The sequence below is a fragment of the uncultured Halovibrio sp. genome, assembly GCF_913056445.1.
GTDB lineage: Bacteria > Pseudomonadota > Gammaproteobacteria > Pseudomonadales > Oleiphilaceae > Halospina > Halospina utahensis_B.
Map to the genome: position 1 here is coordinate 1 of NZ_CAJXMA010000083.1, position 12,171 is coordinate 12,171.

The 12,171-nt window shown below is 63.6% G+C and carries 10 protein-coding genes and 1 tRNA gene; 6 read left to right on the forward strand and 5 right to left on the reverse strand.

The features are described 5' to 3' along the window. Positions 1 to 143: 143 nt before the first annotated feature. From QZ501_RS12855 to pta, 6 genes are all read left to right on the forward strand, one after another. Positions 144 to 284: a DUF1731 domain-containing protein gene (locus tag QZ501_RS12855; protein WP_295720007.1), complete on the forward strand. Its 141-nt coding sequence runs from the start codon at positions 144 to 146 to the stop codon at positions 282 to 284. Then, positions 281 to 883, forward strand: coding sequence for a hypothetical protein (locus tag QZ501_RS12860; protein ID WP_295720010.1), 603 nt, complete (start codon positions 281 to 283; stop codon positions 881 to 883). The genes QZ501_RS12855 and QZ501_RS12860 overlap by 4 nt, the downstream gene beginning before the upstream one ends. A 52-nt stretch (positions 884 to 935) precedes the next feature. Further along, positions 936 to 1,010, forward strand: a tRNA-Glu gene (locus QZ501_RS12865). 143 nt (positions 1,011 to 1,153) lie between these two features. Beyond that, positions 1,154 to 3,556 (forward strand): EAL domain-containing protein, encoded by a 2,403-nt coding sequence (locus QZ501_RS12870; RefSeq protein WP_295720013.1) that lies wholly within the window; start codon positions 1,154 to 1,156, stop codon positions 3,554 to 3,556. Positions 3,557 to 3,565: 9 nt separating this feature from the next. Continuing rightward, positions 3,566 to 4,768: an acetate kinase gene (locus QZ501_RS12875; RefSeq protein WP_295720015.1), complete on the forward strand. Its 1,203-nt coding sequence runs from the start codon at positions 3,566 to 3,568 to the stop codon at positions 4,766 to 4,768. Continuing rightward, positions 4,768 to 6,903 (forward strand): phosphate acetyltransferase, encoded by a 2,136-nt coding sequence (gene pta / locus QZ501_RS12880; protein ID WP_295720017.1) that lies wholly within the window; start codon positions 4,768 to 4,770, stop codon positions 6,901 to 6,903. The genes QZ501_RS12875 and pta overlap by 1 nt, the downstream gene beginning before the upstream one ends. Before the next feature lie 6 nt (positions 6,904 to 6,909). Here the strand turns inward: pta and der are convergent, their stop codons facing one another. The 5 genes from der to QZ501_RS12905 form a co-directional block, all read right to left on the reverse strand. Next, positions 6,910 to 8,337, reverse strand: a complete 1,428-nt coding sequence (gene der / locus QZ501_RS12885) for a ribosome biogenesis GTPase Der (RefSeq protein WP_295720020.1) — start codon at positions 8,335 to 8,337, stop codon at positions 6,910 to 6,912. A 5-nt stretch (positions 8,338 to 8,342) separates the two neighbouring features. Beyond that, complete coding sequence (gene bamB / locus QZ501_RS12890) at positions 8,343 to 9,506, reverse strand: outer membrane protein assembly factor BamB (protein WP_295720023.1); 1,164 nt, start codon at positions 9,504 to 9,506, stop codon at positions 8,343 to 8,345. After that, a complete protein-coding gene (locus QZ501_RS12895; RefSeq protein WP_295720025.1) occupies positions 9,506 to 10,153 on the reverse strand; it encodes a tetratricopeptide repeat protein in 648 nt (215 codons plus the stop codon). Before QZ501_RS12895 ends, bamB begins: the two co-directional genes overlap by 1 nt. Before the next feature lie 4 nt (positions 10,154 to 10,157). Then, positions 10,158 to 11,456, reverse strand: coding sequence for a histidine--tRNA ligase (gene hisS / locus QZ501_RS12900; protein WP_295720028.1), 1,299 nt, complete (start codon positions 11,454 to 11,456; stop codon positions 10,158 to 10,160). Between the two features lie 39 nt (positions 11,457 to 11,495). Further along, positions 11,496 to 12,171: flavodoxin-dependent (E)-4-hydroxy-3-methylbut-2-enyl-diphosphate synthase (locus tag QZ501_RS12905; protein ID WP_295720030.1), on the reverse strand; the 676-nt coding region annotated here is incomplete at its 5' end.

Genomic DNA, 12,171 nt, shown 5'->3' on the forward strand with positions numbered 1-12,171 from the left:
TCTAGGGGCTGATCCACCTGCTTGATTCGCCCGAGCTCAGTGGCGCCTTCAACCTGACCGCGCCGGAACCCGTAACCAATGCCGAGTTCACCCGGGCGCTGGCACAGGTCCTGAATCGCCCCGCCTGCCTTCCGGTACCACCGGTGGCGCTCAGGCTGGCACTCGGGGAGATGGCGCGCCTGTTGCTTACTGGCCAGAAAGCACGGCCGGCGCGGCTGCTGGAATCCGGGTTCGTGTTCCAGTATCCCAGTGTGGAACAGGCGCTGACCGAGGCCGTGGGATGACCCGTGCGGGCCGGCTCATACTGGTGGGGCTGCTGGTCGCCCTCGCCCTGCCGGCCACCGCGGAGCGCGCAAACAGCGGAACGGCCTTCGACGGAGCCAGCTATCAGGCCTGCGGCCTGATCGCAAGCCAGTACATCACCTCCGTGCAGCTCATGGAGCAGGGCCTGTCCCCTTCCATTCTGAGGGATACCCTGCCCGGGCTGAGCGATGCCGGTGCCCGGCGTATAGATCGGCTGCACAGGGCCCTGGATGAGGGCGGCCCGGCCGGCACCTACTCCAACATCCATGCCCGCTTTGCCCGCTGCGCCCGCCAGGTGCATGAGGCACGCGGGGCGCCCGAGCCCGGAACACGGGAAGACCTGTTCTACCGCTGTGCCGGTGAGAACAAGATCCGTTATGAAATCGCCCTGGCCGCCTTCGCCGGTGGAGCGCTGGAGGAGGTGCGCGAACAGCTGTCACCCCGCCACAGGCCGGTCGCGGAGGCCCTGTTCCAGCGCTACCGGGAGACGGATGCGGCAACGGTACTACGCGGGATCGGAACAACCTTCAAGGCCTGCCTCCGGGGCCCGGCTACCCAATCCGACTCAGATAACGGTTGACAGCCCGCGCTGGCTTCCCTAAAGTGCGCATCCTGTAACGCATTGGCGTCACGTCCCGTTCGTCTAGTGGTTAGGACACTGCCCTTTCACGGCAGTAACAGGGGTTCGAGTCCCCTACGGGACGCCATTTTTTCCCTCCTTTTTGTTACTCCCTTCTCAGTCACACCGTCCGCAGCCACACCGGCTCAGGCGACGACCCATGCCCTTACTGCTATAGTATTAACGTCCGGCAACCCAACCCCGACCAAACCGGAGTCGAGCCGCCGCCCCATGCATAATCCCCTGTCCTGGTCCCGGAGTCCCATTATCCGTTCGCCCCTCTCTCTGCGACTGTTGGGGCTGATCGTGCTGTGCAGCTCGATTTTCACGCTGGTTGCCGCGGCGGTACAGATCTGGGTCAGCTATCGCTCGGATGTCGCCAGCATCGAACAGCGTCTCAGCGTAATCGAAACAGGCTATCGCAACAGCCTTGCGAGCAGTGCCTGGGCCATCGACCAGGAACTGATCAAGGTGCAGCTGGAAGGCATTACCAGCCTGCCGGACATTGCCCATGCAAAGGTTGAAATGGAACCTGACGGTGTCATCCGCGCAGGGAGCCTTCCGGAGAACAACAGCACGGCGACCCACGAATTCGAGCTCGATCATGACGGCGAAAACCTCGGGCATGTGACCGTCACCGCCAGCCTCAAAGGGGCCTGGGCGAACCTCAGGCGCAACGTTCGTGTCATCCTTGCCACCCAGTCGCTGCGCACCTTTTTCCTGTCACTGCTCCTGCTTTGGATCTTCCACTATTTTGTGGCACGCCACCTCACCACCATGGCGAACTACGCTCGCCGTTTCACGCTGCAGAATCTGGACGAACCCCTGTTACTGGACCGGCATTCCCGACCCTCCCGGCGCCAGGATGAGCTTGACCATGTCACCGAAGCCATCAACAGCATGCGCGAACGCATGCGCGAGGACCTGGAGCGCCAGAAAGCGGACGAGGCGGAAATCCGCAAGCTCTCCCTGGCCCTGGAACAGAGCCCGTCATCGGTGATCATCTGCGACCGCGCCTGGCAGATTGAATACGCCAACAACAAGTTCCTGCAGCTCACCGGCCTGCGTATGGAGGAGGTTATCGACCACCATCCGGCCTTCCTCACCGCGGATACCCTCAGTGAGGAGGAAAACCGTGAGCTGTGGAACAACGTCCGTCTGCAGGTCCAGCGGGTAGGCGTCTGGCAGGGCGAGATGCAGCGCACGCGGGACAACGGCGAACGTTTCTGGGAACAGGTGGTGGTGACCCCCATCCGCAATACCGACGAGCACCCGTCCCATTACCTGATCCTCGGCGAGGACATCAGCATCCGCAAACGCTACGAACAGCAGCTCCTGCGCCAGGCCAACTACGACATCCTCACAGGCCTGCCCAACCGGATGCTGGCGCTCGACCGCCTCAAGCTGGCCCTGGCACAGGCGCGGCGTGACCAGACCATGGTGGGCGTCATGTTCCTGGACCTGGACAACTTCAAACACGTCAACGACACCATGGGCCACGATGCCGGCGACAACATGCTCATTGAGGCCTCGCGCCGGATCGCCGCCTGTCTGCGCGGCACCAGCACCGTTGCCCGTCTCGGTGGCGACGAGTTCCTGATCATCCTGCCCACCCTGGCCTCCCCCGGGGCCACTGAACAGGTAGCTGAACGTATCCTCCAGACCTTCGTGCCACCGTTCCATATCGCCGGTCAGGAAGTGTTTGTAAGTACCAGCATTGGTATCGCCATCTATCCCGGTGACGGGGAGAGCAGCACCAACCTGCTGCAGAACGCGGATGCGGCGATGTACGAGGCCAAGAACCGGGGCAAGAGCGCCTTCCAGCGCTTCGCGCCGGAGATGAAGGAAGTCTCCCAGGAACGACTCCAGACGGAGAGCCTGCTCCGGCGGGCACTGGAAATGCAGGAATTCGAGCTGCGCTTCCAGCCCATACTGCGGCTCGGGGACAGCCGCATCATGGGCGCTGAGGCCCTGTTGCGCTGGAATAACCCCACCCTCGGCATGGTGCCCCCGGACCGTTTCATTCCGCTGGCCGAGGAAACCGGGCTCATCATCACCATCGGCCGCTGGGTGATCCGTGAGGCATGCCGGACGGTCAGCCGCTGGCAGAAGCAGACGGGGGACCCCGTGATCATGGCGGTGAACGTGTCGCCCCGCCAGTTCCGGGATCCGCATTTCGTGGAAACGGTCAGTGCCGCGTTGCAGGAAACCGGCCTGGAAGGCCAGTATCTTGAACTGGAGATCACCGAGCGGCTGATCCTGGACAACAACCTGGAAACGGACCGCGTGCTCCGCGACCTCGACGAAATGGGGGTGCGCCTGTCGGTGGATGACTTCGGAACCGGTTACTCTGCCCTGGGCTATCTCAAGAATTACCCCTTCGATACGCTCAAGATCGACAAATCCTTCGTGGGCGACCTGAACCGTGACTCCGACGATACCGCGCTGGTGAGCGCCATCATCAACATGGCCCACAGCCTGGGGCTGAAGGTGGTCGCCGAAGGCGTTGAATACCAGGACCAGCTGGAATTCCTCAGTACGGAACGCTGCGACTACGCCCAGGGCTTCCTGTTCACCCACCCGCTCAATGAGCGCGAGTTCCTGCTCTGGTGCAGCGACCACATGGACGGTTAGGATGCCGGCATGGATCAACAGCACCTGCTCATTATCAATGCCGGCAGTTCGTCTCTGAAACTGACACTGGCAACCGCGCCCGACTACCGCATCCTGGCCGCCTTCCTGGCGGAGCGGCTGGGAACGGACAACCCAATCCTGAACCAGAAGGCACCACAGAGCGCCAGTGAGTCCCTCGCCACCGGCAGCGGCCACCATGAGGCGCTGGAGGCCTGCCTGGGACGCCTGAATGAACAGGGCCTGCTCACCCGGGAACCGGACGCTGTGGGCCACCGTGTGGTGCATGGCGGCGAGGCCTTCACGGATTCGGCATTGATCGACGATCAGGTCACCGCGGCCATTGATGCCTGCAGCACACTCGCACCACTTCACAACCCGGCCAACCTTGCCGGCATCCGCGCCACGCAGGCCCTGTATCCCGACTGCCTCCAGGTGGCTGTGTTCGACACCGCCTTCCACCAGTCACTGCCGGAGGCGGCGTATCATTACGCCGTGCCAAGGGCCCTCTACCGGGATCACGGGGTGCGCCGCTACGGTTTCCACGGCACCAGCCACCGCTGGATCCTGCAACAGGCCGCGGGCTGGCTGGAGCAGCCGCCTGAGCGCACGTCCATAATCTCGGCCCACCTGGGCAATGGCTGCAGTGTCACCGCTGTCCGGGATGGCCTGAGCGTGGACACCAGCATGGGCCTGACGCCCCTGGAGGGTCTGGTCATGGGAACCCGCAGCGGCGACGTTGATCCCGGCCTGTTCGACTTCCTGCTGCGTCGAGGTTACGGCGCCGAGGCCATACACGACATGCTCAACCGTGAGAGTGGTCTGCTCGGACTTTCCGGCGTCAGCCACGACATGCGAACCCTCACAGAGGCAGCCGAAGACGGCCATGAACAGGCCGATCTGGCCGTCAACGTTTTCTGCTTCCGGCTGGCACGCTACATCGGTGCCATGATGGCCTCACTGGAACGGCTCGACGCGCTGGTCTTCACCGGGGGCATCGGCGAAAACAGCCCCCTGGTGCGGCAACGGACACTGGCACACCTCGGCATTTTCGGACTGACACTGGATGGGGAATCCAATCGCCACCCGGGGCCAGCTGAGGCCGCCGGCATCCACGCTTCTGGTACGCCGCCGGTACTGGTGATCCCCACGGACGAGGAACAGATGATCGCCCTCGACACACATCGCCTGACCACCGGGAAAAGGAGCGCCTGATGGCCCAGAACCTGTTCATTGCCCCGACCGACCTCCATTCCGGGCTCACTTCCGTATGCCTGGGCCTGGTGCGGTCACTGGACCGCCTGGGGCTGCGCGTAGGCTTCTTCAAACCGGTAGCCCAGAGCGCCATGGGCGAGGATTCCGACGCCTCCGTCCATTTCATCCGTGCCCGCACCAACCTTGAGCCCTCCACGCCGGTGTCCCTGCGTCACGCTCAGGAACGGATCAATCAGGGCCGTTCCGGCGAACTCATGGAGGACATCGTCAGCCGCTATCACGAATCCTGCGAGGACTGCGACGTAGTGATCGTTGAGGGGCTGGTGCCGGACAGCCAGGAGAGCTACACGCAGCGGCTGAATGTGGAAATGGCCCGCAACCTGGACGCACAGGTGATCCTGGTAAGCGCCCCGGGCGAACGTGGGCCCGGGGAACTGGGCGAACGCCTGACCTTTACCAGCCGCATCTTCTCTGAATCCGGATCGACACCGGTGATTGGCGCCATCCTGAACCGACTGGGCGAGCCCACCGGTCACAGACTGCCGCTGGCCACCGATGACACGGAACCGGATCCGGTGCCCGACTGGGCCAGCGAATGCCCACCACTCCGGGACGGCCACCTGAGACTCATTGGTGCCATTCCCTGGCGCCCGCAACTGGTGGAACCCCGGGTCAGCGACATAGCCCGGGAACTAGACGCCGCCCGCCTGCACGGTGGCGACATGGACCAGCGCCGGGTGCGCCGCGTCAGCATCGCTTCCCGCACCATTCCCAACATGGTGAACACACTCAGGCCGGGCACGCTGCTGGTCACCCCCGGTGACCGTGAAGACATCATCGTCGCGGCCGCTTTGGCGGCACTCTCAGGCATTCCCCTGGCAGGAATGGTCCTGACGGGCGGACTCAGGCCCAGTGACCAGACCCTGACTTTCTGCCGTTCGGCGCTGGAAACCGGCCTGCCGATCATGACCTCCACCATGGATACCTATCACACCACCCACTGTCTGGCATCCATGAGTATTGCCGTTCCCGTGGATGACACCGAGCGCATTGAAAAGGTCATGGAGACAACAGCCGAGGCCATCGATGCCGAGTGGCTGCGCGACCAGTTGGCGGTGGACCGTGAGCCCCGTCTGTCACCACCAGCGTTCCGCTATCTTCTGACCCGTCGTGCCCGCGAGGCCGGCAAGCGCATCATCCTGCCAGAGGGCGATGAACCGAGAACGCTGCAGGCCGCCGCGCGCTGCCAGGAAAAGGGCATTGCCGAATGTGTGCTGGTGGGCAAGCCCGACCACATCCATTCAGTGGCCCATTCCCGGGACATCACCCTGCCCGACAGCATCCGCATCATCGACCCGGACGAGGTCCGTGACAGCTATGTGGACAGCATGGTCGAGCTGCGCCGGCACAAGGGCATGAAGCCCGACATGGCCCGCGCGCTGCTGGAGGACAACGTGATGCTGGCCACCCTGATGGTGGCCCTGGACGAGATGGACGGGCTCGTATCCGGTGCGGTGCACACAACCGCCAACACCATCCGCCCTGCCCTGCAGCTGATCAAGACCCACCAGGCGGCGCGGATCGTCTCCTCGGTGTTCTTCATGTGCCTGCCCGACCAGGTGCGGGTCTACGGCGACTGTGCCGTGAATCCGGACCCCGACGCTGAGGAGCTGGCGGACATCGCCATCCAGAGTGCCGACTCCGCAACAACGTTCGGGATCACACCCCGGGTGGCCATGATCAGCTACAGCACGGGCAGTTCCGGCAGCGGGGATGATGTGGAGAAGGTGCGTCAGGCCACCACCCTCGCCAGCGAGCGCCGCCCGGAACTGCTGATCGACGGCCCACTGCAGTACGACGCCGCCGCTATTGAAAGTGTCGCCCGCAGCAAGGCCCCGGACAGCCCAGTGGCGGGCCGCGCCACCGTCTTCGTATTCCCGGACCTGAACACCGGCAACACCACCTACAAGGCGGTACAGCGCAGCGCCAACGTGGTGAGTATCGGCCCCATGCTGCAGGGCCTGCGTAAGCCGGTGAACGATCTCTCAAGGGGAGCCATGGTGGAGGACATCGTCTTCACCATCGCACTGACGGCGATACAGGCGAAACAGGTGGAGGATCAGGGGCTGGCCTGAAGCGCGTCAGCCCCGTTTCTTGCGGCGCTTGCTCTGCTTCTCGTTCTTCTTGACGTGCTGCATCAGGCGCGCTTTCTTCTGCTTCTGGCGCTTGTTGAGCGTGTTCTTGCGGCCCTCGAAGGGGTTATCCGGCGCACGGAACTCAAAGCGGATGGGCGTAGCCTCGACCTTCAGAACCCGACGGTAGGTATTCTCCAGGTACCGCTGGTAATCCCTGGGCACGGCATCCGCCTGGGTCCCGTGGACCACGATCCGCGGCGGACAGGACCCACCCTGGTGGGCATAGCGCAGCTTGATGCGGTGGCCCCGCACAATGGGCGGCGGATGCTGGGTAACGGCATCCTGCAGAATGCGGGTCAGATGATTGGTGGACCACTTGGCCATGGCGGAGTCGTAGCCCGCATCGATGGAGTCGTAGAGATCCCCCACACCTGTGCCGTGCAGGGCCGAGATGAAGTGCATCCGGGCGTAGTCCAGAAAACCCAGCCGCCACTTCAGGTGCTCCTTCAGCCAGCGCCGGTCCTCGGGATCCATGCCATCCCACTTGTTGACCGCCACCACCACGGCACGACCGGCATCCAGGGCAAAACCGATCAGGTGCATGTCCTGGTCCACGAGTCCTTCACGGGCATCGATCATCGCGATCACCACATGGGCTTGCTCGATGGACTGGAGTGTTTTCACGACCGAGAACTTCTCGACCTTCTCCTTGACCTGGCGCCGGCGGCGCACACCAGCGGTATCGATCAGGGTGTAGTCGCGATCCCGGCGGCTGAAGGGGACCCGGATGCTGTCCCGTGTGGTGCCGGGTTCGTCATAGACCACAACCCGATCCTCGCCGAGGATGCGATTGACCAGCGTGGACTTGCCCACGTTCGGCCGGCCGATGATCCCGACCTGGATGCGCCCGTCCTCTTCCGTCTCTTCGGCCTCCTCTTCCAGGGCTTCGGCATCGCCAAGCACATCGTCCAGGAGACGGCGGATGCCCCGGTTATGGGCGGCGGAAATCCGGTGGAGGGGATCAAAACCAAGGCCGTGGAACTCCGCGGACGCCTGATCCTCGTCCTGGCCGTCGGTCTTGTTGACGACCAGGTGCGCCGCCACGCCCTGCCGGCGGAGCCGGTCGATGATGTACTCGTCACCGGGAGTGAGCCCGGCACGGCCATCGACCACCAGCAGGACCTCGTCGGCCTCCTCAATGGCCGCCTCGGCCTGGTCCGCCATGAGCTGGTCCACGCCCTCGTCGTCACCGGCAAGGCCACCGGTATCAATGGCGATGAAGCGGTGCCCATGGTGGCGGCCCTCGCCGTACTGGCGATCCCGGGTCAGGCCCGAGAAGTCGGCCACCAGGGCATCCCGACTGCGTGTAAGCTGGTTGAACAGCGTGGACTTGCCCACATTGGGGCGGCCGACAACGGCGATTACGGGCGTCATGGACTTCAGCGGTCACCTTCCCGTACGTGGTAGGAGGCCAGCCAGCCCCCGTTACCGAACACGATCACACGGTCACGGAAGCGGATGGGATCCGAACGCAGGCCTTCGTCGTCCACGAGAACACGGCTATCAATGGTGCCGTCGGTGGCATCAACCGCATAGAGATAGCCTTCGAAATCCCCGACAACGGCATGGTTGCCGAGCGCCACGGGTGCCGTCGGCTGACGCCAGGCGAGCTCACGGTGGCGCCAGAGTTCACTGCGGGAAGCACGTTCAAAACCCACCAGGGCCCCGTCGGCACCGGCAGCCACAACCTGCTCCTCCGTGACGGCGGGCGCCTCCAGACTGGACAGCTCACGGCTCCAGCGTTCCTCGCCGGAGCGCAGCTCCAGTGCCGTAACACTGCCCTGATAGGCGCTCACATAGACCGTATCGTCAACCACATGGGGCGAGGAATCCACGTCCACCAACCGCTCCAGCTCGGTTCTGCCTGCCGGCTGAGCCAGTCTCTGCTCCCATTGGACGGCGCCACTGTTCACATCCAGCGCCACCACCCGACCGTTGTCAAAGCCGGCGATGACACGGCTGCCATCGATCCAGGGCGTGGCATTGCCGCGGAAGCTGAGCACCGGCATGTTGCTGTCGTACTGCCAGCGCCGGTTGCCATTCGACTGGCTGAACGCCAGAAGCTCGCCGTCGATGGTCTGCACGACCACATAGCGCCCGTTACTCTGCGGCGGCACCAGGGCTTCGTTGGGCAGCGAGGTGCGCCACTGCTCCTTCCCTTCATGGGAGAGAGCGATCAGCTCACCATTGCGGGTCACGACATAGAGATGATCCGCGTCCACGCCCACACCGCCAAGAAGGCGCTCATCCAGCTTTTCCCACCAGTCACGACGGCCATTGCGGGCGTTATAGGCCGTTATGTAGCCGTTCTGGGTGGCGGCGTAGACCGTTTCCTCGTGAATGCCGGGGGACAGGAAAAGGTACTGGCCGTCCATTCCCTCCCCGACACGCCGGCTCCAGATCTCGCGGATCTCAGCGTCGCCACTGACCCCGGGGACGGGAGCTGGCTGTTCCCGGGGTTCGGAACTGCTGCACCCGGCAAGCACCGCGCCGGCCAGAATGCAGGTCGTCAGGCAGCGCCACGCTGCGGCAGGTGCCCGCATCAACCCTCCTCCATTACGGCAAGGTCACTGAGCTTGATTTCAAGCAGGCGATCATTCACATCCTCACCATGCGACTCGCGCGCTGCCTGATAGGCCTCACGCGCCGCGTCCTCATTCCCCGCAGCATGGTGAGCATCACCTCTGAGTTCATGGAACAGGGGAGCGAATTCCCCGGCATCCTCAAGGCCTTCCAGTGTCGCGATCGCGCTCTCAGCCTCGCCGCTGGCCAGCTGAGCTCTGGCCAGGCGCAGACGGATCACCCGCGGCAGCGGTTGACCCCCTGCCTGCTCCAGCGCCCATTCCAGTTCCTCAACAGCGTCCTCCGCGCGGGATTCCTCCATATAGACGCTGGCCGCAACCATGGCAGAGAACACCGTATAGGGGCTGTCCGGCTGGCTGTCCTTAAGATTGTCCAGAGCGTACTCCATGGTGGAAAGCCGCTCCTCAGTCTCCTTATCCGACTGCAGTGTGCTGATCACGCTGTCAAAACCCTGGCGGGCTTCCGCGCGGGCCGAGGCTTCACGCGCCTCCCAGTACTGCCAGCCAGCTATACCCAGAACCACGATGGCAATGCCCATCAGCACGCTGGAACCGTTCTGCTTCCACCAGCGCTTGAACGCTTCCCACTGTTCGTCTTCTTCGGCCACTTTCTTATTCTCCCTGTTCGTTCGCTTTGTCACCGAGGTGGGCCTGACAGGCGGCTACCAGCTCGGACTGCGCAATCCGCTGCTGCTCGGTGTTTGCCAGGTTCTTCACGCTGACCTCACCGGCCGCGGCTTCATCCGCACCCAGGATCACGGCCAGCTGTGCACCGGAGGCGTCGGCTTTCTTCATACGGCTCTTGAAACCGCCACCACCGCAGTGGCTGACCACCCGATGCGCCGGCAGTGCATCCCGCAGGCGCTCCGCAAGGCCGAATGCCTGGCCGGAGAGGCTGTCATCCATGCCCATGACATAGATATCCGCATTGCCGTTGACCCATTCCGGGATCAGCCCTTCGGTCTCGAGCAGCAGGATCAGCCGTTCCATTCCCATGGCAAACCCGATCGCGGGAGTCGAGCGCCCACCGAGCTGCTCCACCAGACCATCGTACCGGCCCCCGGCACAGACCGTGCCCTGGGCCCCCAGCGCGTCGGTGACCCACTCGAACACGGTTTTACCATAGTAGTCCAGCCCCCGGACCAGGCCGGAATTCACGCTGTAGGCAAGGCCGGCTGCATCCAGACGCTCACACAGCACCCGGAAATGCTCGCGGCTTTCTTCCCCGATATAGTCGGCCAATACCGGGGCATCCTCGAGGATGCGCTGGGTTTCAGCCACTTTCGAGTCGAGAATCCGTAACGGGTTTTCGGCGAGACGCCGCTGGCTGTCCTCGTCCAGTCGATCACGATGGCCCTCAAGATAGGCGGTGAGCGCCTCGCGGTAGCGCTGCCGGTCCTCAGCGGTGCCCAGGGAGTTGATCTCCAGGCGCACCTGACCCGCCAGGCCCAGTGCCCGCCAGATGCGGGCGGTCATCAGAAGCAGCTCGGCGTCAATATCCGGCCCTTCCATCCCGAAGGCTTCCACGCCGATCTGGTGGAACTGGCGGTAACGTCCCTTCTGGGGCCGCTCGTGGCGGAACATGGGGCCGGTGTACCAGAGGCGCTGCTGCTGGTTGAACAGCAGACCGTGCTGCTCCGCTGCCCGGACACAGCCGGCGGTCCCCTCTGGTCTCAGGGTCAGGCTGTCGCCATTGCGGTCCTCAAAGGTGTACATCTCCTTTTCGACGATGTCGGTCACCTCGCCGATGGACCGGCTGAACAGCTCGGTTTTCTCCACGATGGGCATCCGGATCTCGCGATACCCATAGGCGCTGAGCACATCACCCAGAGTGCGCTCCACATACTGCCAGACCGGTGACTGGTCCGGCAGTATGTCATTCATTCCACGAATTGCCTGTATTCTGGCCAAGGTTCTCCCCTGTTCGGTCGCGTGGTTGCCCGCCCGCGATCAGCCCTTGGCGATGATGGCGTCTTCTTCCGCCTTCTTGCGCGCCGCCCGCTCACGGATCTCGCGCTCGAGGTCATCCACCAGGGAGGCCTTGTCGATCTTGCGATCCTTGTCCCCGTCCTGGTACATCAGGTGCTGGGGAGTACCGCCGGTGATGCCGATGTCCGCTTCCTTTGCCTCACCTGGCCCGTTCACGATGCAGCCAATCACGGCCACATCCATGGAGGTGTTCACATCCTCCAGACGGGATTCCAGCTCATTCATGGTGCCGATCACATCAAAGTTCTGGCGCGAGCAACTCGGGCAGGCGATGAAGTTGATCCCGCGCGTGCGCAGGCGCAGACTCTTGAGGATATCAAAGCCAACCTTGATCTCCTCTACCGGGTCCGCCGCCAGCGAGATGCGGATGGTATCACCGATCCCTTCCGCCAGCAGCATCCCCAGACCCACAGACGATTTCACAGCGCCGGAACGCAGGCCGCCAGCCTCGGTAATCCCCAGATGCAGGGGCTGCTCGATCTTATCCGCGATAAGTCGATAGGCCTGGACCGCCATGATCACATCGGAGGCCTTGAGGCTGACCTTGAAGTCCTTGAAATCATACCGGTCGAGGATCTCGATATGGCGCATGGCGGATTCCACCATCGCCTCGGAGGGGGGTTCGCCGTACTTGCGC

What these genes read in the sequence shown, in the direction of transcription:
- QZ501_RS12860 (WP_295720010.1), top strand. Translation starts at nt 281, where the DNA reads ATGACCCGTGCGGGCCGGCTCATACTGGTGGGGCTGCTGGTCGCCCTC.
- QZ501_RS12870 (WP_295720013.1), top strand. Translation starts at nt 1,154, where the DNA reads ATGCATAATCCCCTGTCCTGGTCCCGGAGTCCCATTATCCGTTCGCCC.
- QZ501_RS12875 (WP_295720015.1), top strand. Translation starts at nt 3,566, where the DNA reads ATGGATCAACAGCACCTGCTCATTATCAATGCCGGCAGTTCGTCTCTG.
- pta (WP_295720017.1), top strand. Translation starts at nt 4,768, where the DNA reads ATGGCCCAGAACCTGTTCATTGCCCCGACCGACCTCCATTCCGGGCTC.
- der (WP_295720020.1), bottom strand. Translation starts at nt 8,337, where the DNA reads ATGACGCCCGTAATCGCCGTTGTCGGCCGCCCCAATGTGGGCAAGTCC.
- bamB (WP_295720023.1), bottom strand. Translation starts at nt 9,506, where the DNA reads ATGCGGGCACCTGCCGCAGCGTGGCGCTGCCTGACGACCTGCATTCTG.